Raw genomic sequence first — 22,947 nt, forward strand, 5'->3', positions numbered from 1 at the left:
TCGGCGATCCGGCGGACAGGGGTGTCAGGCGTCCTCGCGCACGACGCGGGCAACTTCCTCGACCGTGGTCAGCCCGGCGCGCACCTTGGCGACGCCATCGTCGATCAGGCCGGGATTGCCGCCGGCGCGCGCCGCGCGCTCCAGCTCCGCCTCGCTCGCACCGTCATGGATCATCGCCTGGAATGCGTCCTCGACCGCGACGACCTCATAGACACCGGCGCGACCGCGATAGCCGTCGCCATGGCATGCATCGCATCCCACCGCGCGCCACACCGGCTCGCCGACGCGCAAACCCCCGCCGAGCAGCGCGACATCGCCCTCGCCCGCCGCATCCTGCCGCCGGCAATCGGTGCACAGCTTGCGCACGAGCCGCTGGGCGACCAGCCCGACCACCATCGGCGCGAGCAGATATCGTTCGACCCCCATGTCGATCAGCCGCGTGACCGATCCGACCGCCGAATTGGTGTGCAGCGTCGACAGCACGAAGTGCCCGGTCATCGCCGACCGCACCGCAACCTGCGCGGTTTCCTGGTCGCGGATTTCGCCGACCATGATGACGTCCGGATCCTGGCGCAGGATCGCGCGCAGGCCGCGGGCGAAGGTCATGTCGGTGCGCGGATTGACCTGGGTCTGCGCGATGCCCGGCAGCTCGTATTCGATCGGGTCCTCGACCGTCATCACGTTGCGCTTGCGGTCGTTGAGCCGGGTGAGCGCGGTATAGAGCGTCGTCGTCTTGCCCGATCCGGTCGGGCCGGTGACCAGCAACATGCCGTTGGGCCGCTCGAGCAGCCGGGTGAACACCGCGCGGTCGCGCTCGCTCATCCCCAGGCTGGCGAGGTCGAGCGTCATGCCGCCACGCTCCAGCAACCGCATCACCACTCGTTCGCCATGCTGGGTCGGGATGGTCGAGACGCGCGCGTCGACATCATGGCCGCCGATGCGCAGCGTGACGCGCCCATCCTGGGGGACGCGGCGTTCCGCGATGTCGAGCTTGGCCATCACCTTGATGCGGCTGACGAGCAGCGGCGCGAGCGCGCGCTGCGGCTCGACGATGTCGCGCAGCACCCCGTCGATGCGGAAGCGCACGACCAGCCGGCGTTCCTGCGTCTCGACATGGACATCGGACGCCCCTTCCTTGATCGCTTCCAGCAGGATCGCGTTGATGAGGCGAATGACGGGCGAATCGTCGCGCGTGTCGAGCAGGTCGTCGACCGATGCCGCGCTGTCGGCGAGCGCCGCCAGATCGACCTCGTCCATCTCGAACTCGGCCGCAGCCCCGGCGCGTTCGGCATAGGCCGCGCCCAGTGCCGCATCGAAGACGGCGGCGTCGACTTCCTCGAACCGCGCATCGGGCGCGATCCGCTGGACCTCGAGCAGCGCCTCGAGCGGCGCGTCGGCGCGATGACGGCATGCGAAGCCCGGTCCCCGATCGTCCGCGGACAGGACGACGCCATGGCGGCGCGCATAGGCGTAGGGCAGGCGCGCGGCGGCCGGCGCAGGCGCTTCGTCGGCGGCGGGCTCGGTCAGCGCGAGCGGATCGGCGGGCGTCATCGCGTGAACTCGATCGTCGCGGCGACATGGCCGCTTGTCGGCAGGCGCGTGATGTCGGCGCGGGCGATCCCGACCCCGCTCGACTGGCGCGCATCGGCCAGGAACGCGATCAGCGCGTCATAGCGCGCATCAGCGATCGTCGCGCGCGCGCCGCCGCCGCCGGCAGGAACGATCGCAGCACTGACGCCCGCGCGGCTGGCAGCCGCGGCGACCTGCGCCTCGATCGGCCCGTCGGCCTGGGGCTGCGGCGCGGTCACCAGCGTCCCCGCCGCGCGGATGCGGGCGTTCAGCGTCTCGAAGCCCCGAATATCCGCGATCGCATCGGCGCGCGCGGCCTGCAGCGGCTTCACCACGCCGTAGATCAGGACCGCCAGCCCCAGCAGCGTGGCGAGCACGCCAACGAGCACGCGCTCCCGCAACGATAGTCCCGCCCACCACAGCGACAGGCCCGACAGGCGTTCGCGCCACACGGCCATCACGCGCCCTCCGCCACGATGCGGACCAGGCCGTCGGGCCCTGCGGTCGCCTGTGCACGGACCCCGGCGGTGCGCAATGCCGCGTTGACCCGCTCGGCCAGCCCGGCCTCGCGCGCGTCGAGCTCGACGGTCAGCGTCGTCCCGGCAAAGCGCATCGCGCGCACCGAAAGCTCTGGCGCTACGGGCGCCAGCGCAGCCGACACCCGGCCGAGCAGGGGCAAGAACCGCTCACGCGCCTGCGGCACCGGCAACATCCGGGTCGCGTCGGTCGCGACATCCTCGCTGATGACCGCGCCCGGCGCCATCAACGCGACGAGCGCACGGGTATCGGCCTCGCGACGATCCGCGATCACGCGAAGCATCGCGGTATCCGCCACGGCGATCAGCGTGTGCGCGGCCACGCCCAGTCCGACGATCCAGCCCAGGCGGCGCCACTGACCGGTGCCGCCGATCCGGACCCGCCGGACATAGTTGCCCTGGCGCAGGTCGAGCGGCGGACGCTGCAGTCGCGCCGCCAGCGCATCCGCCTCACCCGCTGCCGGAACCGCGGGCGCCGCGTCCTGCATCGCGCCCGGCAGCGCGTCGCCCAGCCACAAAATCGCCGGCCGCCCCGCCCGATCCCAGGCAGCGGCGAGCAGGCCTGCATTGACCGCGAAGCCAGCCCCGTCGCCGGTGCGCACCCGCGCCCTGCCATCGGCCAGCGCGACCGTCCAGCCGCCGTCGGCCGCCTGCGGCAGCGCCAGCGCATCGGGGACCAGCGCCGCATGGTCGAGCCCCGCCGCTTCGAGGTCGGCGATCCAGGCCGCCATCACCGCATGCCTGACCACCCCAACCAGATAGCGTTGGTCGCCGATCGGTGCCCCCAGCGCCAGGTGGACGCTGTCGACGGGATCGGCGATCTGGTCCTCGACCGCAAAGGGCAGCGCCTCCAGCCGGCGGGCGCGGCTGCGCAGCGGCAGGTCGACCGCGATCACGCGGACCTGCTCGCTCGGCACCAGCACGGTTGCGGGGCCATCGGGATCGACTATGCTCGGCTGCCCGTCCGCCAGCGTCCACACGCCGTCGGCCGGGCCGGCTGCGCGCTCGTGTCGAACGGTGGTCATCGCCGCCGCGGGAAGCCCGGCTGTAACATTGCTTTCATTCATCGAACGCATGGGACGGGGATGCACATAGTTTTGAGACAATTCGACGACATGTTGGTCGATGACACCGTGGCACCCGGCACGGGCGACGGCAAGCGTCCCGCGCACATGCGCAGCGGCGAGGCCGGGCTGACGCTGGTCGAGATCATCGTCGTGCTGGCGATCATCGCGCTCGTGGCGGCATTGATCGTCCCCAACGTGATCGGCCGCCCCGATCAGGCGCGCGTCACCACCGCGACGACGGACATCGCGAGCATCTCGGGCGCGCTCAAGCTCTATCGGCTTGACAACGGCACCTATCCGACGACGTCGCAGGGGCTGAAGGCGCTCGCGGTCCGGCCGGCGACGCCACCGGTGCCGGCAAGCTTTCCCGAGGGCGGCTATCTGTCCCAGACCCCGGTCGATCCGTGGGGCAATCCCTATGCCTACGAATCCAACGGCACGACCTTTTCGCTCATCTCGCTCGGGCGGGATGGCAAGCCGGGCGGCGAAGGACTGGATGCGGACATCGGCGGCGCGCGGAACTGATCGCCGATGCGGGTACGCCACGCCGAAGCCGGGTTGACCCTGATCGAGATGATGATCGTGCTGGCGATCATCGGGGTGATGGCGGGCGCGGTGACGCTGGGCATCGGGGCGGCGACCCGCGCGCCGAATGTCGAGACGGAGGCGCGCCGACTGGCAGGGCGAATCCAGGCGGCCGCGGACGACGCGATGCTGGGCGATCGGATGGTCGCGTTCACCGCCGCCAAGGACGGCTACGGCTTCGCGATCAACAGCGGCAACGGCTGGGTGCAGCGGACCGACGGTGCGCTCGCCTTTCACCAATTGCCGGACGGGATCGTCGTCACGCTGGACCAGCCCCCGCCGATCATCCTGGGCATCGACGGCGGCCGCGCGCAGCTGTCCGCCACGATCGCCAGCGGCGCCCAGCGGTGGCGCGTGACCTATGACGGCCTGACCGCCACCGCACGGCCGGCGACCGGGCGATGAGACCGCGTCGCGCGTCGGAGGCACCGGAGGCGGGATTCTCGCTGATCGAGGCGCTCGTCGCGCTGGCGATCCTGGCGATCGCCACGGTCGGCCTGGTGCGCACCGTCGAAACGCATATCGATTCCACCCGCGCGCTGGAAAGGCGGGCAACGGCGATGTGGGTGGCGGAGAATCGGCTGGCGGAGCTCGAGCTCGGCCTGCCGGAAGCGAATACCGGGGAAGTCGACCTGCTCGGCCAGCCGTGGCGCGTCACGGTCGATCGCCGCCGCACTGGCGACCCCGAGGTGGATCGGGTGCGGATCGAGGTTTTCGCGCGCGGGGAGAAATCTTCGCTTGCCGTGCTCGACGGCTTTGTCGCAGGTGCGGCCTCGTGACCGGGTTTCCGCTCTCCTCGCGCCAGATTCGCACTACGCTCGACATCCTGACGGCGCTGATGGTGATTTCGGTGGCCGTCGCGCTGGCCGGACTGACCTGGCGGATTGCCGGCCATGCCGGCACCGGCGCAATCACCGTGCCGGGCGGTCGGGGTGCGGTCAGCGCGCCCGTCGATCCCGGCCCGATCCTGGCGCTCGCGCCGTTCGGCACCGCCGCCACCGTCGCCGAAGCGGGCCAGCCGACGGGCATTGCGGCGGTGCTGAAGGGCGTGATCGCCGCGCAGTCGCCGGACCTCGCCGCGGCGTTCATCGAGGTCGGCGGCCAGCCCGCGCGCCCCTTTCGCGTCGGTGAAGGGCTGGAAGGCGCCACGATCACCGGGATCCTGCGCGACCGCGTGCTGATCGACAATGCCGGTCGGGCCGAGTTTCTTGCCTTCCCGAACCTGACCCCGGGCGCGTCCGGCCCGGCCGCGGGCACCGCCGCGACCGCGCCCGCTGCGCCGACCGCCGCCCCCGCGCCGACGCGGCCGGGCGGCGCGCCGGGACCCGTCCCGGCCTCGGCTTCTGTCATGCAGGCAATGAAACGCCTCGACGCGCGCCCCGTCGCCAACGGGTTCGCCGTGGGCAGCGCCGCGCCGCCGGGGATGCGGCCCGGCGACGTGATCCAGTCGATCAACGGCGCATCGCTCAGCAGCCCCGCAGCTGCCGAATCCGCGCTTGCCGCCGCGGTCGAATCGGGGCAGGCGCAGGTCAACATCCTGCGCGACGGCAAACAGATTACGATCACGATCCCTCTGGAATAGAGTTGCACCCGTGCGCCAACCCATCCGCTCCGCCATCGCCGCCCTGACGTTGAGCGCCGTCGCGCTCCAGCCGGTGCTGGCGCAGACCGCCGCCGAGCCGCGCGACATTGTCGTCAACATGCGCGGGGTCGAAATCGCCGATGTCGCCGACCAGATTTCGCGCATCACCGGCCGCACGCTGATCCTCGACCCCAATGTGAAGGGGCTCGTGACGGTGACGTCCGCCGATCCGCTGACGGCGACGGGAGCGTGGGAATTGTTCCTGTCGGTGCTGCGCGCCAATGGCTTTGCCGCGGTGCGATCCGGCCGGGCGTGGCGCATCGTGCCCCAGGCGAACGCGATTCGCGACGGCGGGGTCCCGTCGCGGTCGAGCGGCGGCCAGGAACTGGTCACCCGCATGATTCGCCTGGCGAACGTGTCGTCTGCCGACGCGGCGCGGGTCGTCCGTCCGCTCGTGGCGAGCTTTGGCAGCGTCGAGCCGCTGACCAGCCCCAATGCGATCGTCGTGACGGACTATGCCGACAATGTGCGCCGCGTCGAGCAGGTCGCACGCTCGCTCGACGGCGGCGGCGGGTCGACCTTTACCACCATCCTGTTGAAGAACGGCGATGCGGCGCAGGTCGCCGAGTCGCTGCAGGGGGTACTGGGCGAAGGCAACGGCGCGGGCACGACGCGCATCGCCGCGGACGCGCGCAGCAACACGGTCATCGTCCGCGGGACACCGTCAGCGGTGGCCGAAGCGCGGCGCATCGCCCAGGTGCTCGACGCGCCCGGCGGCGCGACGCCGCGAACGCGCCTGTTCCGGCTGAACTATGCAGATGCCGAATCGGTGACCGAAATCCTGCGCGGCGTGTTGGGGATCGACGCGGAAGCGACCAACCCCGTCGCGCGCAGCCTTCAGGGCGGTGCCGGACGCGTCAACCGGCCGTCGGCGGCGGTATCCAACTTGATCGCGCGCAATTCGGCGGCGCAGGCCGCACTGGGCGACGCGGTCGGCGACGGCGAGGGCGGGTCGCAGGGGGGATCGGTGACGCTCCCGTCCGAAAGCGGCGGCGGGCGCGCGGCGACGCCGGCCGGCTTTTCCACCCCCAGTCTGACGGTCCAGCCCGCGCCCGAGATCAACGGCATCGTCGTCCGCGGCACGCCGGCCGCCATCGCATCGGTCGAGGGGATCATCGCCGACCTGGACGTGCGCCGGCCGCAGGTGCTGATCGAGGCGGCGATCGCGGAAATCACCGGCGACGATGCCGAACAGCTCGCGATCCAGCTCGGCACCAGCGGCGCGGTACTCGATCAGGTCGAGGGGGCGGCGACGTCGTTCAGCAACACCGGCTCGCCCTCGCTCGGCGGCATCCTGACCGCGCTGGGCGTGCCGGCGGGCGCGCTGCTGGGCAGCGGGCTGACCGGGAACGTCGCGTTCGGCAATGATTTCTCCATTCTCGTCCAGGCGCTCGGCACTTCGGAAAAGGCCAATTTGCTCTCGACGCCCCAGATCATGGCGCTCGACAACGAAGTCGGCGAGATCACCGTCGGCCAGGAAGTGCCCTTCGTCACCGGATCGATCCTGACCGAGGGGGCGAACGTCAACCCGTTCACGACCATCGAACGGCGCGATGTCGGGATCAAGCTGCGCATCCTGCCGCGCGTCAACGCCGGCGATACGATCCAGCTCGAGGTCGCACAGGAGGCGTCGTCGATCGCGCCCGTCCAGGTGCAGAACGCGACCGACCTGATCACCAACCGGCGCTCGATCACGACCAAGGTGCTCGCCGACAACGGATCGACGATCGTGCTCGGCGGTCTGATCTCCGACGATGAGCGGTCGTCGCGCAGTCAGGTGCCGGTGCTGGGGGACATCCCGCTGTTGGGCGAGCTGTTCAAGGCGCGGCGCGAGTCGCGGACCAAGCGGTCGCTGTTCATCTTCCTGAAGCCGACGATCATTCGCGACGGCGCGGATGCGACCACCGCCGCACAGAGCCGCTATGATCGCCTGCGCCGCGACGAAGCCGAACTGACCAAGCGCGAAAGCCTGCTGATCCGGCGCAAGGCACCCCGGCTGACGCTGGAAATCGACGGCATCTACTGATCGACGGCGGGATCGCCGGGCAGCGGCACGCGCGCGCGCCGGCCCGCCCGTTCGAAATAGGCGGCGTCGATCGTCAGCGACACGAGCCGCCACCCGTCGATTGACTCCCCCACCGCGAGCGCGCGCGCGGCACCCGTCCCGCCGGCTTCGCGCACCAGTGCCACCGCGTCGCGATCGATTCGACCAACCACGCCGACCAGCGCGGGCGCATCGGCGGGGACCCCGTCGCCGCTGACGGATCGATCGGGCGCGAACAGGGGTCGGCTGAACAGGCGGGGCGTCGCTTCAGCCGCCATGGGGACGATACGGATCGGTGGGGCGGGCGCCCTGTGGCGAGCCGGCGCGGCCCCGCCCCGCCCCGCCAGCGCGAGGACCAGCATGGGGACGACGATCGCCGCCAGTGCAGCCGCCGGAAGGGCCAGAGGCTGATCGCGTTTCATCGCCATGGCGCGACCAGCACCGCGTCAAGGGTCAGCCGACCGTCCGCATCGGCAGCGAGCCGCCACGCGCGAAACCGCGTGACCGGGCGGTCGCGCTCCAACTCGCCGACCAGCGCGAGGACCGCCTTCTCTGATCCGGAAAGCCGCACGCGGATTGCCGTCAACCCCGGTGCGTCCTGGCCCGTCGCGACGTCCAGCCGTTCGACCAGCACTCCGCCCGCCCGCGCGCGGCGGCGCGTTTCGTCCGCCAGCATCCCCTGCGCCGCCTTGCGGCCAGCCACGACCCGCGCGCGGCCGGGTTCGACCAGCGGTGTGGAGCGCGGCGGGCCAGCCGCAAGCTCTGCGGCAAGCACCGCGCGCTCTGCACGCACCGTGGCGAGCGCGTTCACCGCGCGCACGGCGGGGAAGCTCGCAAGCAGTCCGGCGACGGCAATGCCCCATACGAGACCCCTCATCGCGATCTGAACCGCACGATGAGCGCGCCGTCGCCACGTCGCTCCGCCACGGTGCGCAGCGGCGGAATGCCCGGTACGGCGCGCAGCCGCGTGCGCAGCCGCGCCGGGTCGGCCGTCAGCACATCGACCGCCAGCATGCCATCGGCAGCGCGCTCGACCGACACGAGGCGGTCGGCATCGTCGAGCGCGCTGCCCAGACGATCAACTTGCTGGACCGCGTGCGGCGCGGCGACCCACTTTGCCAGGTTGCGTCGCGTGCGCGCCTCCCCCGCGCGGGCCAGCCGCATCGGCGCGGCCCGCCGCGCCATCGCGGCCACATCCGCCCGCGCGCCCCGCGTCAGCCATTCGGCACCGATCCACGAACTGAACGGGATCGACGCAAGCAGCAGCGCGATCATCGCTGCGTGCCGATGCGCTGGCGCGCGTGGTGCGGTCGCGCCCGTTCGCCGCCACGGTCGCCCACGAAGACGCGCGCCCAACTGGTCGAACAATGATCGCGGCGCGCCGTCCGTCATCCCGACGTCGCCTAGCCCCTGCCCCCGTGAACACAAGGCGTTTGTCGCCCGCGGGCCAGGCTGTCATGCGAATGTTTTATTTGGTTCACCGTTCTGTCGCTTCACCAACATCATAGTGTCGCAAGATTAGACCAATTCCGGCGTCGGCGCCGCCGCATTCCCGGCTGGCGCGATTCTCGCTTTTGGGGGACACGCCATGCTCGACACGCCCGACAACAGCCTTGCCTATAGCGACGGCGATATCGACACCAACCCCAGCCTGCGCGAAACGCTGAACGATCTGGTCGCCCGGCGCTATTCGCGCCGCGACACGATGCGCAGCGGCACGTCGGCCGCCGCGATCGCGGTGTTCGGCGGCTCGCTGCTCGCGGCGTGCGACGATGACGGCAGCACGGCGAATGCGGAAGCGTTGAGCGTCAGCGCGGGCACGCAGGGCACCGCATCGGCCGGTCGTGTTGTCACGCTGACCGGATCGGCGACCGGCGGCACCGTCACCGGACAGAGCTTTACCCAGGTGTCGGGTCCGACCGTCTCGCTGGCCAATCCGAACAGCAGCAGCGCGACCTTCATCGCGCCGGCGGTAGCGACCAGCACGCCGCTGACCTTCCGCTACACCGCCACCAACACCAACGGCGTCGCGTTCCAGGCGGATACGACCGTCAATGTCGCGCCGCCGTCGCTCGGCTTCCAGTCGGTCGCGCGCAATCGCAACGACGTCGTCACGGTGCCGGCCGGCTATTCGGTGAGCGTGCTCTATCGCATGGGCGATCCGATCGCGGCGGGCGTTCCCGCCTATCGCAACGACGGCACCGACACCAACTTCGCGCAGCGCGCCGGCGATCACGGCGACGCGCTTTATTATTATGGCCTGGCCGCGACCGGCACCGCGCGCGACGACAACAACAGCACACGCGGCCTGCTGGTGATGAACCACGAAAACATCACCGAGCAATATCTGCACGCCAATGGTCCGACCACGCTGGCGGGCGGGGCGCGCCCCGAATCCGAAGCGACGATCGAGATCGACCTGCACGGGCTGAGCATCGTCGAGGTCGTGCGTGGCACCGACGGCCGCTGGAGCTATGTCCAGGCGAGCCCGCTCAACCGGCGCATCACGCCCAACACGCCGATGGCATTCAACGGTCCCGTGCGCGGCAACGCGCTGATCCAGACCGTCTTCTCGCCCACTGGCGTCGCGGGTCGCGGCACGATCAACAACTGCGCCAATGGCTATACGCCGTGGGGCACCAACATCACCTGCGAGGAAAACTGGGCGGGTTATTTCCGTCGCCCGGCTGCCGCCGACAATCCCCGCCGCACCGCGCGCGAAGTGACCGCGCTGACCCGCTACGGGGTGACGAGCACGACCGGCAATTACGGCTGGGCGTCGGTCACGCCCGCCGATCCCGCCAACACCAATTTCCGCAAATGGGACGCGCAGGCGACGGGCGCCAGCGCCACCGCCGACTATCGCAACGAGCCCAATCAATATGGCTGGTGCGTTGAGGTCGATCCCTATGACCCGACCTCCACGCCGCGCAAGCGCACGGCGCTGGGCCGCATGAACCATGAAGGTGCCTGGCCGTCGCGCTTCGTCGCGGGCGTTCGCCCGGCCTGGTACATGGGCGACGATGCCCAGAACGAATATGTCTACAAGTTCGTGTCGGCGACGCCCTGGGCCGCCGCCGATGCCCAGGCGGCCAACCGGCTCGCGATCGGCGACCGGTATCTCGACAACGGCACGCTCTATGTCGCGGTGTTCAATGCGGACGGCACGGGCGCGTGGCGTCCGCTGGTGTTCGGCCAGGGCCCGCTGACTGCCAGCAATCCGACCTATGCGTTCGCCGACCAGGCCGACGTGCTGACGCACGCGCGTCTGGCCGCCGATGCGCTGGGCGCGACGCCGATGGACCGCCCGGAATGGACCGCGGTCAATCCGGCCACCGGCGAAATGTACCTGACGCTGACCAACAACGCCAATCGCCGCGTCCCCGGCGACACGGTGACGTCGAGCCAGCGGCTGGTCGATGCGGCCAACCCGCGCGTCTATGTCGATCCGCCCAGCACGTCGCGCGGCAACCGCAACGGCCACATCCTGCGCCTGCGCGAAACCGGCAACACGTCGGAAGCGCTCACCTTCACCTGGGATATCTATGCCTTTGGTGCGGGGTCGGATCTCGACGCGACCAACATCAACTTGTCGGGCCTGGATGCGACTAATGACTTCTCCAGCCCCGACGGGCTGTGGTTCGGTCGCCCGACCAATCCGTCGGGCCAGGTGATGCCGCTGCTGTGGGTGCAGACCGATGACGGCGCCTTCACCGACGTCACCAACAACCAGATGCTGGTCGGCATTCCCGGCACGGTCGGCGACGGCGGCAGCCGCACGGTGACCAACACCGCAGCGAACGGCACCTCCTCGACCGTGACAACGCTGATCGGTCGTACGCCCGGCACGACGCTGCGCCGCTTCCTGGTCGGGCCCGTCGGCTGCGAGATCACCGGGGTGGATTCGACCCCCGACGGCCGCACCCTGTTCGTCAACATCCAGCATCCCGGCGAAGGCGGCAGCGTCGCCAACATCACCAGCAACTGGCCGGCGAGCCAGACCGGCCCGGCGGCCGGCAGCCGCCCGCGTTCGGCGACGGTGGTGATCACCAAGGACGATGGCGGCGTCGTCGGTTACTGACCCGACGTCGGCATCACAAAATCGGGGGCATGACAAAATCGGGCGACGTCGGCCAGGCCGGCGTCGCCCGATTTGCATTCACCAAACGGCCGTAAGCGATCAGCTTTCGGGTGCGCCCGCGGCCGGCGCGTCGCCGGCGGCGGCGGCACTCACCACGTTTGCGCTGCCGTCCGGGTTGATCTGGATGACATGGCTCGCGCCGTCCTGACAGGTGGCGCGCCAGACGCCGGGGCTGTCGCTGCCGATCGGCACGGTCGCGGTCACGCCCTGGCACGCTATCCCGGCATCGCGGATCGCGCGGATCATCACGCCGTTGCGCTGACCCTCGTTCAGCTTCGCCACTTCGGCCTGATAGTTGAGCGTGGTTTCGGTCATGTCGTTGCGAGCGACGTCGGGCGAAGACTCGCATCCGGCGATCAGGAGCATCGGTGCCATCCAATATCCGCGCATTGCATCCTCCGTTGCAGCGAAACTCAGGGTCGATACGCGCGCAGGAATAGCGCGGTTCCATGCCGGACGCGCGCCTCGATTTCGGCCTTGCTCATCCGGTCGCGCACCCCGAACTTCAATTCGACATCGGCAAAGCCCTTCCACAGCGCCATCAGGTCCTCTGCCGCGCGCGCGGCATCGTCGATTTCCACGAGCCCCGCCTCCCTTGCCTTGCGCAGCACACTCGCCAGTCGCTCGCGACACTGGCCGGGGCCCGCGTCGAAAAAGCGCGATGCCAGCGTGGGGAGATGCGCGATTTCCTGCGGCAGCATCCGGTCGAGCGCGACATGCGCGGAGTCGAACAGAAAGCCCAGGAGATTGCGGCCAAAGGCGTTGAGCAGCCCTTCAAAGTCGCCCTTGCGCGGGGTGTCGGCCAGGATCGCGGCCTCGATCTCGTCGGTGCGCGCCTTGACGACATGTTCGAACAGCGTCTCCTTGTCGGTGAAGCGATTGTAGATCGTGACCTTCGACACCCCGGCGCGGGCGGCGATATGTTCGATCGTCGCGGCGTTGAAGCCGCGTTCGAGAAACGTCGCCAGCGCGGCGGCGATGATTGCATGATGCTTGGCCGGATCGCGCGGCCGTCCCGCCCCGCTTCGTTTCCCCTCGCCCGGCTTGTCGACTACTGCGGCCATTGCCTCGGATCATGCTCCGTTTTCGTTTCGAAAAAAACAATACGTTGACGTTCACTAATTGTGGGGTATGTGAACGCGAGCGTACAGCTTTGAGTCGCTATACGCGCGAACGGGGAAAAAGTCGCCATGATCTGGATCGCGATCCGGATGCTCACGGGGGACCGGGTCAAGTTCATTGGCCTGGTGTTCGGCGTCGCCTTCTCGACGCTGCTGATCACCCAGCAATTGACGATCTTCGTCAACCTGCTGCTGCGCGGCGCGGCGGCGGTGCATGAGGTGTCGACCGCGAACATCTGGGTGATGGACCCGGCCGGGCGGACGCCCGACGTCACGTTGCCGATGCCATCTACCGACCTGCAGCGCGTGCGCGGCGTGCGCGGGGTCGCCTGGGCCACGCCGATGATCCGCTCCGGGGCCAATGTGCGCACGCCCGAAGGCGATCTGGAGCCCGTGTCGGTGATCGGCGTCGACGATTCGACGCTGGTCGGCCTGCCGCGCACGATGCTGCGCGGCACGCGCGAATCGCTGTTCGAGCCCGATGCCGTGTTCATCGACGGGGTTGGCGGGCGCAAGCTTTTCGCGTCGGACGAGGCCGCGATGAACGTCCGGCTCGAGCTGAACGATCAGCGCGCGGTGGTCCGGGGCATCGTTGATGCCAACCCGGCCTTCACCTCGACCGTCATCCTCTACACCCGCTATTCCAATGCGCTGAATTTCCTGCCCGGCACGCGCAACCGGCTGTCGTTCGTGCTGGTGCGCGCCGTCAATGGCGAAGCACCCGCCACCGTCGCCGCGCGCATCCAGCGCGAAACCGGGTTGCGCGCCCGCACGTCCGACCAGTTCGCCCGCGACGGCATCGATTACATCATCCAGAACACCGGCATTCCGATCAATTTCGGCATCACCGTCGCGCTTGGCGTCATCGTCGGCATCGCCATCGTCGGCCTGACCTTCAGCCTGTTCATCCGCGACAACATCAAGCAGTTCGGCGCGCTGAAGGCGATCGGGGTGACCAACGGCAAGATCCGGCTGATGGTCGCCGCGCAGTCGGCGCTGGTCGCGCTGATCGGCTATGGGCTGGGCCTGATCATGGCGGTAATGTTCGTCGTCTCCGGCGCGACCAATTCAGACACGTTCAAGGGCTTTTACACCCCCTATCAGATCCCCTTGATCGCCGCGGGCACGGTGGTGGTGATGATCCTGCTCACCGGCTTCCTGGCGCTGCGCCAGGTGTTGAAGACCGAACCGGCGGAGGTGTTCCGGTGAGCGCGGACATTGCCATTCGCGTCGAGCACGTCGCCAAGGATTTCCCGGTCGGCGACGACAGGATTCGGGTGCTGCACGACATCAGCGTCGACGTGAAGTCGGGCGAGCTGACCTATCTGGTCGGCGAATCCGGATCGGGCAAGACGACGCTGATCTCGATCATCGCGGGCATCCTCTATCCGACCGAGGGGCAGGTGAACGTGTTCGGCACCGACATCTATCGGCTGACCGACACGCAGCTGGTCAAGTTCCGGCTGAGCACGATCGGCTTCATCTTTCAGCAGTACAACCTGATTCCGTCGATCAGCGCCGCCGCCAATGCCGCCGTCCCGCTGATCGCCTCCGGCGTACCGCGCAAGGAGGCGATCGAGCGCGCGCGCGACCTGCTCGACAAGCTCAACATCGGCAACCAGGCCGACAAGCTGCCGCGCCAGCTGTCGGGGGGCCAGCAACAGCGCGTCGCGATCGGCCGCGCGCTCATCCATTCGCCGCGCCTCGTCGTCTGCGACGAGCCGACCGCGGCGCTCGATGCGCGTTCGGGCCGCCGCGTCATGGACCTGCTGCGCGAGGTTGCGCTGGCCCAGGACCGCGCGGTCATCATCGTCACCCACGACAACCGCGTCTTCGATCTCGCCGACCGCATCCTGGCGATGGAGGACGGCCGCATCACCCATGACGGCAAGGAAATGCCGAAGGATCACGGATAAGACCATGGCAAAACTCAGCTTTTCGCGTCAAATCCTGCCCGTCGTCGCGATCGTCGGCATCATCGTCGCCGCGATCCTGGTGGCACGCAGCCAGCCCGATCGCGGCATGACCCAGCCGGTCGAGACCCCGGCCCAGGCCCCTGCCACCCAGCGCGGCGGCAGCGTGGCGGGCTCGGGCGTCGTCGAACCGTCAAGCGAGCTGATCGAAGTGGGGGCCTTCATCCCCGGCGTGGTCGACCGGGTCTATGTCCAGGCCGGCGATCAGGTCGCGGCGGGTCAGCCGCTTTTCTCGATCGACAGCCGCGACGCCCGTGCCGCGGTGAACGAGGCGGAAGCGCGCCTCGAGCGCCTGCGCCGCAGCGTCGGGGCAGCGCGCACGACGCTGAACGTCGCGCGCCGCCAGCTCGCGCTCTACAGCTCCGTCACCGACGAACGCGCGGTGTCGCGCCAGGAGGTCATCGATCGTCAGGGCGTGGTCGAGGACGCGGAGGCGCGGCTCGCCGTGGCGCTCGCCGAAGTGCGCGAGGCGGAGGCGCAGCTCGAGTCCGCGCGCGTCACGCTCGCGCGGCTGACCGTCCGGGCGCCGCGCGCAGCCGAGGTGCTGCAGGTCCGCACGCGCGAAGGGCAATATGCGACCGCCGGGCCGGCGCCGGGCAATTCGGCCGAGCCGCTGATGACGCTGGGGGTTACCCGCCCGTTGCACGTCCGCGTCGACATCGACGAGAATGAGATCGACAAGGTCGCGCTCGAACGCGGCGCGATCATCAGCCCGCGCGGCAACGCCACGAGCCGCATCCAGGCCAGCTTCGTGCGTGCCGAGCCGCTGGTCATTCCCAAGCGGTCGCTGACCAACGCATCGACCGAGCGGGTCGACATCCGCGTGCTCCAGCTGATCTATGCGCTGCCGGCCGAGGGGCATCAGCTGTTCGTCGGGCAGCAGGTCGACGCGTTCGTCCCCGCGCGCCGGGCGAGTGCCGCGAAATGAGCCGCCGGCACCTGTTGAGCGGCCTCTCCGCGACCGCGCTGGCGCTCGCCGCCTGCGCCCCGGTCGAACGGCCGCCGGCGCCCAGCAGCATTGCCCTGCCCGATGCCTTCGCGCTGCTCGATCGCCAGGCCAGCGCGAGCGGCACGCTGCCCGATCTGCTGCCCAGCCAGGACCCGGCCTTTATCGCGCTGAATGCTCGCGCGATGGCGGACGCGCCGGAGCTGGCGATCGCGGTGGCGCGGATCGATGCCGCCCGCGCGGGGCTGCGCGGCGCGGGCGCGGAACGCTTGCCCAACATCACGGCTGGCGGCGATGGATCGCGGCGGCGAATCAGCGCCGCTCAGTTCGCCGGCCTGCCCGACGGCATCGAGATCCAGCGCTATGTCAGCAATTTCAGCGCGTCCGCCGATGCCAGCTGGGACATCGACCTGTTCGGGCGACTGCGCGCCGGACAGCGCGCGGCCGCCGCGCGGCTCGACGCGGCAACGGCGGATGCCGCGGCGGTGCGGCTCGCGCTCGCCACCGATATTGCCCGCGCGGTGCTCGATTATCGCGATCTCGCCGGGCGCACGGCGCTGGTCCGCGACGATCTGGCGAGTGCGGATGCGCTGGCGGAAGTGACGGGCGTGCGCGCCCGGGCGGGCATCGTCCCCGGATTCGACCTGGTTCGCGCCCAGTCGCTCGCCGCCGAAGCGCAATCGCGGCTCGACGCGATCGCGGGCGAGCGTGCCGCGATCATCGGCCGATTGGTCACGCTGACCGGCGCGCCCGCCGATACGGTGCTGGCGGCGCTTGAGCCGGCGCAGCCGGTGCCGGCGATCACCCCCGGCCTGCCGACGCTCGAAGTGCCGTCCGTCCTCTTGCGTCGCCGTCCCGACGTCGCGGCAGCCGAACGCCGCCTCGCCGCTGCCGATGCCGATATCGCAGCCGCCGCGGCCGAGCGCTTCCCGACGTTCAGCATCACCGGCAGCATCGGCCTGCTCGCGCTGGCGTTCGGCGACCTGTTCAGCGAGGAGGCGATCACCGGCTCGCTCGGCGGGTCGATCGCTGGGCCGCTGCTCGATTTCGGCCGCATCGGCGCGCGGATCGACCAGCGCGAGGCGGAAGCGCGCGAAGCGTTCGCCACCTATCGCCGCGCGCTCTTCACCGCGCTGGGCGAAACCGAAGCCGCGCTCGGCGCGCTCGACGCAGCCGCGAAACGGGCGGGCGCCCTGTCGCGCCAGGCCGAACTCGACCGTGACGCCGCGCAGCTGGCACGCGAACGCTATCGCCGCGGCCTCGATACCTTCCTCACCGTCCTCGACGCCGAACGCACCAGCTACGCCTCGCGCCAGTCGGCGATCACCGCCCAGGCGGAAGTCGCGCGCGCACGGGTGGCGCTGTATCGGGCGGTTGGCGGCGAGGGATGAGGGGGCGGTTGCGCACGTCCTTCGATACGCCGCTTCGACAAGCTCAGCGGCTACTCAGGATGAGCGGTGTTGGGCTTATGGTGGAAAGATTTTCCAGACCGCTCATCCTGAACAGCGACTGAGCCCTTTGACGCCGCCTGCGGCGTCGCTCAGGATATACTTCGGCTTTGCCGAAGCCGAAGGCGTGTATCGAAGGACATTCTCGGCACCCCCCTCCCCAACCCCCACGAACCGCGCTATAGAACACAGCGTGAACGAAGCGCCGATCCGCAAGATCATCCATGTCGACATGGACGCCTTCTTCGCGTCGGTCGAACAGCGTGACGATCCCGCGTTGCGCGGCCTGCCGGTCGCGGTGGGTGGCGGCACGCGCGGGGTGGTCGCGGCGGCCAGTTACGAGGCGCGGCGCTTTGGCGTGCGCTCGGCCATGCCGTCGGTCACCGCGCGGCGGCTGTGCCCGGACCTGATCTTCGTCAAGCAGCGCTTCGACGCCTATCGCGCAGTCAGCGAACAGATCCGCGCGATCTTCCTCGACTATACCCCGCATGTCGAACCGCTGAGCCTCGACGAAGCCTATCTGGACGTGACCCACGACCTGAAGGGTATCGGGCTTGCCACCCCGATCGCGCGTGAAATCCGGGCCCGCATCCGCGCCGACACCGGGCTGACCGCGTCCGCCGGCGTCTCCTACAACAAGTTTCTCGCCAAGCTGGCATCCGACCAGAACAAGCCCGACGGGCTGTGCGTGATCACACCCGACCGCGCGCTCGATTTCGTCGCGGGGTTGCCGGTCAAACGCTTTCACGGCGTCGGCCCGAAGACGGCGGAGCGCATGGCGCGGCTGGGCATCCACACCGGGCTCGACCTGCGCGGGGTGGAGATGAGCTTTCTCGAACGGCATTTCGGCAGCAGCGCGCGCTACTACCATGATCTCGCGCGCGGCATCTGTCACCGCCAGGTGCGCGCCGACCGCGAACGCAAGTCGATCGGCGCGGAGGACACCTTCGCCACCGACCTGTCCGACCCCCGCGCGCTCGGCGAAGAGCTCGACCGCATCGGCGCAACGGTATGGCGACGGATCGCGGGCAAGGACGATGTCGCCGGCCGCACCGTCACGCTGAAGGTCAAATATCAGGATTTCCGCATCATCACGCGTGCCCGCTCGCTCGACCGGCCGGTGCGAGACGAAGCCGAGTTCGTGGCGGTCGGCCGTGACCTGCTGGCCAGCGTGTTGCCGGTGCCGAAGCCGGTGCGGCTGCTGGGGCTGACGCTGTCCAACCTGTCTCGGGGCGAGGTGGCGGCCGACCCGATCGCGCCGGAATTGCCGTTAATGTAATGTTTCTCGACTTCGCTCGAAACGAACGGAAACGCGGAGAAGCGTGAAAATGAATCCGTTCGTTTCGAGCGAAGTCGAGAAACGTGCTCCCTACCTCGCCCCACACCCGGCCGGCCGCGGGCGCAGCAACGCCCTGCCCGCCCGCGCGCCGGTCGCCTGGTCACGCGCCAGGGCCAGCACACCGTTGACGAACAGCGCGTCGACGCCGACCGCCGGCACACGCGGATTCACATAGTCGGCGCGCGGCGCGTAGCGATCGGGGTCGATCACGGCGACGTCGGCGAAATAGCCGGGGCGCAGATAGCCGCGTTCGGCGATGCGATAGATGTCGGCGACCGCGCCGCTCGACCGGCGGATCATGGTGGCCAGATCAATCACGCCCCGCTTGCGGACATATTCGGCATAGAGCCGCGGATAGGTCGCGTATTGGCGCGGATGGCCGTTCGACCCGTCCGATCCGCTGACCACCCAGGGCTGACGCATGATCAGGTCGATATCGGCGTCGATCATGTTGAACGACGCGACGCCGGTACCCGCCGCGCGATCGCCGTCGGCACTGGCCACGCGCAGGATCCGGATCGCGGCATCGATCGGGTCGACGCGCCACTGCGTCGCCATCTGCTCCAGCGTCTGCCCGGTCCATGGATGCCCGGCGCTGGTCAGCAACAAGCTGGCGGCCCCGCCGCGCCGGCGCAGATTCTCAGCCATCTCCGCCTTGATCCGCGCCAACGTCGCCGGCGCATCGAACCGGGCGATCATTGCGCGATAGCCCCCATCGACCGCCCAGCGCGGCACGAGCGCAGCGTCGAGGCTGGAGCCCGATGCATTCCACGGATACTGATCCGCCGTCACGTCGATGCCGCTGCGCCGTGCCGCCTCGATCTCCGCGATCAGTTGCGGCGCCTGGCCATGCACGTCGACGCCCAGCGCCTTCAGGTGCGCGAAATGCACCGGCAGCCCGGCCTCGCGGCCGATACGGATCGCCTCGCGCACCGATGCGATCAGGCCGACGGTGTAGCTCGATTCATCGCGCTGATGGGTGTCATAAAGGCCGCCGCGCGACGCGGCTTCGCGGGCAAGCGCGATGACTTCATCGGTCGCCGCAAAGCTTTGCGGCGCATAGAACAGCCCGGTCGAGAAGCCGAGCGCACCCTGGCACATCGCGGCAGCGACCAACGCGCGCTCCTCCGCCAGTTCGGCGGGCGTCGGCGCGCGATCGACTTGGCCCAGCACCTGCGCGCGCACCGCGCCGAAGCCGACGAACGCAGCGACGTTGGTGCCGACCCCTGCGGCCTCCAGCCGCGCCGCATCGGCCGCGACATCCGGGGTGCCGCCGCCGTCGACGCCGTGGATGATCGTCGTCACGCCCTGCGCCAGCCAGGGCAGGTTCTGGCGCCCGACGGGATCGTCGGCACGGATATAGCTGTCGGGGTGGGTGTGCGGGTCGATGAAACCCGGCGCGACGATGCGGCCGGCGGCGTCGATCACCTGCTTGCCGGGTGTTCCGCGCGACGGACCGACATAAGTGATCCGGTCGCCGGTCAGCTCGACATCGCCGACCACCGGCGACCCGGTACCGCCGTCATAGATGGTGCCGCCGCGAATGACGACGTCTGCGGTCGCCTGCGGGCTCGGCGGCACCGTGGCGCACCCGCTGGCGGCCGCCAGCAGCACCAATGCCCAGATCCGATTGCGCTTCATTCCGCCGGTTCCTTGTTCCGTGGCATCAGCGTCGTACGCGCCTGCGCGGCCTTTTCGACCGCATTGCGGCTGAACGGCAGCTTCTGCATCTGCCCGGTGATCCATGGTGAGTAATGATCGCGATAATGCGGCGATGCGGGGTCCGCCGACTGACCGGGCAGGTTGAGGTAGAGGCTGTCGTCCCAGTTGCCGACATCGATCACCTGAAGGTAGCTCGCCCCGCCCGAGGTCCGATAGCCGCGCGACGGCACCCAGCGAGCGTTGACCGTGTAGTTGTCGCCGCCCGACTCCCCGCCCTCGATCGGCGGAAATGCCGCCGCGATGGCGGGAATGCGGGCCAAGGGATGCGCGATGCGCACCTGATGCAGTTTGCCCCAGCGCCACGTCGCGGGGTCCGGTCCCATCAGCTTGACCGCCTCCGCCCATGCGGACGCCAGCGCCTGGTCGAACAGGCGGTCGCGCACCGCCGCCGGGTTCGCGCCCAGCCGGGGATCCGCGTCGCGCATCACCCGGATCAGCTCGCCCGCCGCGATCGACGGCACCAGCTCGCGCGCGGCCGGCGGCACGACCGTGTCGAGAATGCGCGTGCCAAGGTCCGCCCACAGGATGCGGAACAGCGCGGCCGCGGCACTGCCCGCGCCAAGCTGGCCATCCCAGCCGCGCAGCATCGCGGCGGCCGGAGCGGCAGCGTCGCTCACCTTCGCGGGGATCAGCGCGACGAGCTGGCGCGCGGGCGTCGACAGCACGTCCTGCTGCAACGCCGCGCTGTCGGCGATGCCGTGCCGGGGCTGGGCCTCCAGCACCTCGACGATACGCTCATAGCGATAGGGTTCGCGGAAGGAGAAGGCGAGCGGACGTTCGCGCATCGGATAGTCGGGCGGGATGTTGTCCTGGTTGGCGGATGCGAACCAGCCCCGTGCGGGATTATATTCGCGCGGCAGTGCCTCCGCGCCGATGCGCCCCGTCCAGTCATAGCGCCCGTCGCCGGGGGCGGGCAGCAGGCCGTCATGTCCGCCCTTGCGCAGCGGGGCCATGCCGATCACCTGCCAGCCATGATTGCCGTCGATGTCGGCATAATGGAAATTGGTCGGCGACGGGTGCAGCCGGAACGCCTGTTTCAAATCCTCCCAGTCGCGCGCCAGGTTGATCGCGATCATGGCGAAGCCGCCCATCGCGCCGGGCATCATCGTCACGCTCGACATGGCGGTGGCGCGGCGCGCGGCGGCATCGTGGCGCAGCACGGGTCCATGCACCGAATAGCGCATGCGGATCGTCTGCGCCGGCGCGTCCTTGACCGCGATGGTTTCCTCGACGGTCGCGAACCGCTTCCAGCCGCCGGCGTGGCGATAGCGTTCGGGATCGGCCGGATCGAGTTCGAGGATGAACAGGTCGTTCTGGTCGTTGTGCGAATTGGTCCGCCCGAACGCGAAGCGGTCGGTGTGCCCCTGCATGATGCCGGGCAGCCCGGGGGAGCCGCCGCCGATCACGTCCAGTCCCGGGGCGGTCAAATGCGCAACGTGGCGCGGCGCGAAGCCGCCGATGCCCAGATGCGGGTCGTTGGCCAGGATCGGCCGCCCGGTCGCGCTGCGCCCTGGGCCCACCGTCCAGGCGTTCGATCCGGCATTGTCCGGGCCCGCGGATGGCGCGTCCGGATCGCGCACCGGGCTGGGTGTCGCGCCGAAGGGCAGCGCGCCCTCCGCGGTCACGAGGACGCCGAGGTCGCGTTCGGAAATCGACGCGACATCCAGCCCGTCGGGCACACGAAGCCGCCACGCCGGACGGAGCGGCGCGACCAGCGTGTCGAGTTCCAGCATCCCGAGCGCGGCCAGCCGGGCGCGCCGGATTTCGTCGTCGATGTTGCCGATCGAGGCGCCGCGCTGAAGCACCAGATCGCGCACGTCCCATTTCATCGGGCGCGCACCGAGGATGCGATATTCGGCCGGAAGCAGATCGGGGTCGGCGATGACCTCGTCGATCCGCGCATTGACGCCCGCCACATAGCCGCGCGCGCACGCCAGCACCTCGGCCGGCACCTTGGCCAGTTCGGCATCCAGGTCACCGCGATAATGAAACAGGCGTTCGGCGTGATCGTTCGCGACGAAAGCCGGGCCGAATGCCTCCGCCAGCCGCCCCATGGCGCGGCGATGGCCAAGGTCGAGCTGGAACAGGCGGTCGCGGGCCACCGTATAGCCTTGGCCGAAAAACGCGTCGGCCTTCGTCGTTGCGCGGATGTGCGGCACGCCGAAACGGTCGTCGATGATCTCGATTTGCCCGGCGATCCCCGCAACCTGCCGCCGCCGCTCGGGAAGCTTCACGCGCACCCCATTGGTCTGCATCGCGCGCGCGGCTGCGGCCGTGGTGAGGACGAGCGCGGTCCCGCCAAGAAAGATGCGGCGATTCAATTTCATCCGGGCTTCCCCCTGCTCTGGCCCCGTGTTCGTGGCCCGTACCGTCACCGGCGGGCCCATGCCCAAGCGTATCGACCCCAAAGCTATCGCAACCCGACGGCAGGTCATATGGTAAGCGTTGGCCCGGGCATGCCGGAAAGCTATGGTCCATCTGCGCGGCCTGCGTGCCAAACCGCAGTAAGCCGAAACCTTCCATTGCCTTTGGTTATGGTGGATGTAACGCAAAGAAAACCGGCAATGCTTGACGTGCTTCCTTGCCGACCGGCACGATCCGGCACTTGGGGGAGGCCATGCGTCGAATGGGAAATTGCCGGGGCGACCAGATATCGGCTTCACCGCGATCCGCCGCGACGTCGCGGCGGGACTCAAGGGCGGCAGTCACCCCGCATCGCTTTCATGACGATCGAGCACGACGAACCGGAACCGGTTCGTCACGCGTGACGCCAACAGGCGCAGCGACATTGCGGCTCGGTATCCGGCACGCGCG

21 protein-coding genes are annotated in these 22,947 nt (G+C 69.5%); 11 read left to right on the top strand and 10 right to left on the bottom strand.

Annotated features, from left to right (window positions below; translation table 11 throughout):
* Window positions 1-24: 24 nt before the first annotated feature.
* From AX709_RS00525 to gspL, 3 genes are read right to left on the bottom strand one after another with little or no spacing between them, the layout of a single operon-like run.
* Window positions 25-1,551 carry a GspE/PulE family protein gene (locus AX709_RS00525; protein ID WP_066545644.1) on the bottom strand — a complete coding sequence of 509 codons (1,527 nt, stop codon included), beginning with the start codon at window positions 1,549-1,551 and terminating at the stop codon, window positions 25-27.
* On the bottom strand, window positions 1,548-2,027 hold the full coding sequence (gspM, locus tag AX709_RS00530) for a type II secretion system protein GspM (protein WP_066482447.1): 480 nt from the start codon (window positions 2,025-2,027) through the stop codon (window positions 1,548-1,550). The genes AX709_RS00525 and gspM overlap by 4 nt, the downstream gene beginning before the upstream one ends.
* Window positions 2,027-3,130: a type II secretion system protein GspL gene (gspL, locus tag AX709_RS00535; RefSeq protein WP_066545720.1), complete on the bottom strand. Its 1,104-nt coding sequence runs from the start codon at window positions 3,128-3,130 to the stop codon at window positions 2,027-2,029. Before gspL ends, gspM begins: the two co-directional genes overlap by 1 nt.
* Window positions 3,131-3,220: 90 nt before the next feature.
* On the opposite strand from gspL, the gene gspG reads away from it, so the two are divergent.
* The 5 genes from gspG to gspD are packed head-to-tail and all read left to right on the top strand — an operon-like array spanning window position 3,221 to window position 7,425.
* Window positions 3,221-3,697 (top strand): type II secretion system major pseudopilin GspG, encoded by a 477-nt coding sequence (gspG, locus tag AX709_RS00540; RefSeq protein ID WP_066482450.1) that lies wholly within the window; start codon window positions 3,221-3,223, stop codon window positions 3,695-3,697.
* Window positions 3,698-3,703: 6 nt separating this feature from the next.
* The gene (locus AX709_RS00545; RefSeq protein ID WP_066482453.1) at window positions 3,704-4,162 is read left to right on the top strand and encodes a prepilin-type N-terminal cleavage/methylation domain-containing protein; all 459 of its coding nucleotides are present in this window, start codon (window positions 3,704-3,706) and stop codon (window positions 4,160-4,162) included.
* Window positions 4,159-4,536: a type II secretion system minor pseudopilin GspI gene (gene gspI, locus AX709_RS00550; RefSeq protein ID WP_066482456.1), complete on the top strand. Its 378-nt coding sequence runs from the start codon at window positions 4,159-4,161 to the stop codon at window positions 4,534-4,536. The genes AX709_RS00545 and gspI overlap by 4 nt, the downstream gene beginning before the upstream one ends.
* The gene (locus tag AX709_RS00555; protein ID WP_066545647.1) at window positions 4,533-5,339 is read left to right on the top strand and encodes a type II secretion system protein N; all 807 of its coding nucleotides are present in this window, start codon (window positions 4,533-4,535) and stop codon (window positions 5,337-5,339) included. The genes gspI and AX709_RS00555 overlap by 4 nt, the downstream gene beginning before the upstream one ends.
* Before the next feature lie 10 nt (window positions 5,340-5,349).
* Complete coding sequence (gene gspD / locus AX709_RS00560) at window positions 5,350-7,425, top strand: type II secretion system secretin GspD (RefSeq protein ID WP_066482461.1); 2,076 nt, start codon at window positions 5,350-5,352, stop codon at window positions 7,423-7,425.
* On the opposite strand, the gene AX709_RS00565 is transcribed toward gspD, so the two are convergent.
* From AX709_RS00565 to AX709_RS00575, 3 genes are read right to left on the bottom strand one after another with little or no spacing between them, the layout of a single operon-like run.
* Window positions 7,419-7,865, bottom strand: a complete 447-nt coding sequence (locus AX709_RS00565; RefSeq protein WP_066482794.1) for a hypothetical protein — start codon at window positions 7,863-7,865, stop codon at window positions 7,419-7,421. The two genes, gspD and AX709_RS00565, sit on opposite strands and share 7 nt — an antisense overlap.
* Window positions 7,862-8,320 carry a hypothetical protein gene (locus AX709_RS00570; RefSeq protein ID WP_066684590.1) on the bottom strand — a complete coding sequence of 153 codons (459 nt, stop codon included), beginning with the start codon at window positions 8,318-8,320 and terminating at the stop codon, window positions 7,862-7,864. Before AX709_RS00570 ends, AX709_RS00565 begins: the two co-directional genes overlap by 4 nt.
* Complete coding sequence (locus AX709_RS00575) at window positions 8,317-8,718, bottom strand: hypothetical protein (RefSeq protein ID WP_066545651.1); 402 nt, start codon at window positions 8,716-8,718, stop codon at window positions 8,317-8,319. The genes AX709_RS00570 and AX709_RS00575 overlap by 4 nt, the downstream gene beginning before the upstream one ends.
* A gap of 313 nt (window positions 8,719-9,031) precedes the next feature.
* On the opposite strand from AX709_RS00575, the gene AX709_RS00580 reads away from it, so the two are divergent.
* The gene (locus AX709_RS00580; protein ID WP_066545653.1) at window positions 9,032-11,524 is read left to right on the top strand and encodes a PhoX family protein; all 2,493 of its coding nucleotides are present in this window, start codon (window positions 9,032-9,034) and stop codon (window positions 11,522-11,524) included.
* Between the two features lie 99 nt (window positions 11,525-11,623).
* Here AX709_RS00580 and AX709_RS00585 read toward each other — a convergent pair whose 3' ends face one another.
* Together AX709_RS00585 and AX709_RS00590 are read right to left on the bottom strand one after the other, a co-directional pair.
* The gene (locus AX709_RS00585) at window positions 11,624-11,974 is read right to left on the bottom strand and encodes a hypothetical protein (protein WP_066482469.1); all 351 of its coding nucleotides are present in this window, start codon (window positions 11,972-11,974) and stop codon (window positions 11,624-11,626) included.
* Between the two features lie 23 nt (window positions 11,975-11,997).
* The gene (locus AX709_RS00590) at window positions 11,998-12,648 is read right to left on the bottom strand and encodes a TetR/AcrR family transcriptional regulator (RefSeq protein ID WP_066545654.1); all 651 of its coding nucleotides are present in this window, start codon (window positions 12,646-12,648) and stop codon (window positions 11,998-12,000) included.
* Between the two features lie 126 nt (window positions 12,649-12,774).
* On the opposite strand from AX709_RS00590, the gene AX709_RS00595 reads away from it, so the two are divergent.
* The 5 genes from AX709_RS00595 to dinB all read left to right on the top strand — a co-directional run bounded on the left by AX709_RS00595 (window position 12,775) and on the right by dinB (window position 18,351).
* Window positions 12,775-13,914, top strand: a complete 1,140-nt coding sequence (locus tag AX709_RS00595) for an ABC transporter permease (protein ID WP_066545656.1) — start codon at window positions 12,775-12,777, stop codon at window positions 13,912-13,914.
* Window positions 13,911-14,621, top strand: a complete 711-nt coding sequence (locus AX709_RS00600; RefSeq protein ID WP_066482475.1) for an ABC transporter ATP-binding protein — start codon at window positions 13,911-13,913, stop codon at window positions 14,619-14,621. Before AX709_RS00595 ends, AX709_RS00600 begins: the two co-directional genes overlap by 4 nt.
* A gap of 4 nt (window positions 14,622-14,625) precedes the next feature.
* Entirely contained in the window at window positions 14,626-15,606 is a 981-nt protein-coding gene (locus tag AX709_RS00605) for an efflux RND transporter periplasmic adaptor subunit (RefSeq protein ID WP_066545659.1), read from the top strand.
* Window positions 15,603-17,015, top strand: coding sequence for an efflux transporter outer membrane subunit (locus AX709_RS00610; protein WP_066545662.1), 1,413 nt, complete (start codon window positions 15,603-15,605; stop codon window positions 17,013-17,015). Before AX709_RS00605 ends, AX709_RS00610 begins: the two co-directional genes overlap by 4 nt.
* Window positions 17,016-17,265: 250 nt before the next feature.
* Complete coding sequence (dinB, locus tag AX709_RS00615) at window positions 17,266-18,351, top strand: DNA polymerase IV (RefSeq protein ID WP_269450297.1); 1,086 nt, start codon at window positions 17,266-17,268, stop codon at window positions 18,349-18,351.
* Window positions 18,352-18,441: 90 nt separating this feature from the next.
* On the opposite strand, the gene AX709_RS00620 is transcribed toward dinB, so the two are convergent.
* Window positions 18,442-20,052 (bottom strand): N-acyl-D-amino-acid deacylase family protein, encoded by a 1,611-nt coding sequence (locus AX709_RS00620; protein ID WP_066545665.1) that lies wholly within the window; start codon window positions 20,050-20,052, stop codon window positions 18,442-18,444.
* Complete coding sequence (locus AX709_RS00625; protein WP_082731558.1) at window positions 20,049-22,460, bottom strand: penicillin acylase family protein; 2,412 nt, start codon at window positions 22,458-22,460, stop codon at window positions 20,049-20,051. The genes AX709_RS00620 and AX709_RS00625 overlap by 4 nt, the downstream gene beginning before the upstream one ends.
* Window positions 22,461-22,947: the final 487 nt, after the last annotated feature.

The organism is Sphingomonas sp. CCH15-F11 (assembly GCF_001557005.1).
In the GTDB taxonomy this organism is placed as follows: domain Bacteria; phylum Pseudomonadota; class Alphaproteobacteria; order Sphingomonadales; family Sphingomonadaceae; genus Sphingomonas.

Excerpts from the sequence above, each read along its gene's own strand:
- AX709_RS00620 (WP_066545665.1), bottom strand. The coding sequence starts at position 20,052 with ATGAAGCGCAATCGGATCTGGGCATTGGTGCTGCTGGCGGCCGCCAGC.
- AX709_RS00595 (WP_066545656.1), top strand. The coding sequence starts at position 12,775 with ATGATCTGGATCGCGATCCGGATGCTCACGGGGGACCGGGTCAAGTTC.
- gspI (WP_066482456.1), top strand. The coding sequence starts at position 4,159 with ATGAGACCGCGTCGCGCGTCGGAGGCACCGGAGGCGGGATTCTCGCTG.
- gspL (WP_066545720.1), bottom strand. The coding sequence starts at position 3,130 with ATGACCACCGTTCGACACGAGCGCGCAGCCGGCCCGGCCGACGGCGTG.
- AX709_RS00570 (WP_066684590.1), bottom strand. The coding sequence starts at position 8,320 with ATGAGGGGTCTCGTATGGGGCATTGCCGTCGCCGGACTGCTTGCGAGC.
- AX709_RS00605 (WP_066545659.1), top strand. The coding sequence starts at position 14,626 with ATGGCAAAACTCAGCTTTTCGCGTCAAATCCTGCCCGTCGTCGCGATC.
- gspG (WP_066482450.1), top strand. The coding sequence starts at position 3,221 with ATGTTGGTCGATGACACCGTGGCACCCGGCACGGGCGACGGCAAGCGT.
- gspM (WP_066482447.1), bottom strand. The coding sequence starts at position 2,027 with ATGGCCGTGTGGCGCGAACGCCTGTCGGGCCTGTCGCTGTGGTGGGCG.
- AX709_RS00545 (WP_066482453.1), top strand. The coding sequence starts at position 3,704 with ATGCGGGTACGCCACGCCGAAGCCGGGTTGACCCTGATCGAGATGATG.
- AX709_RS00565 (WP_066482794.1), bottom strand. The coding sequence starts at position 7,865 with ATGAAACGCGATCAGCCTCTGGCCCTTCCGGCGGCTGCACTGGCGGCG.
- AX709_RS00590 (WP_066545654.1), bottom strand. The coding sequence starts at position 12,648 with ATGGCCGCAGTAGTCGACAAGCCGGGCGAGGGGAAACGAAGCGGGGCG.
- AX709_RS00585 (WP_066482469.1), bottom strand. The coding sequence starts at position 11,974 with ATGCGCGGATATTGGATGGCACCGATGCTCCTGATCGCCGGATGCGAG.
- AX709_RS00610 (WP_066545662.1), top strand. The coding sequence starts at position 15,603 with ATGAGCCGCCGGCACCTGTTGAGCGGCCTCTCCGCGACCGCGCTGGCG.
- AX709_RS00575 (WP_066545651.1), bottom strand. The coding sequence starts at position 8,718 with ATGATCGCGCTGCTGCTTGCGTCGATCCCGTTCAGTTCGTGGATCGGT.
- AX709_RS00525 (WP_066545644.1), bottom strand. The coding sequence starts at position 1,551 with ATGACGCCCGCCGATCCGCTCGCGCTGACCGAGCCCGCCGCCGACGAA.
- AX709_RS00580 (WP_066545653.1), top strand. The coding sequence starts at position 9,032 with ATGCTCGACACGCCCGACAACAGCCTTGCCTATAGCGACGGCGATATC.
- AX709_RS00625 (WP_082731558.1), bottom strand. The coding sequence starts at position 22,460 with ATGAAATTGAATCGCCGCATCTTTCTTGGCGGGACCGCGCTCGTCCTC.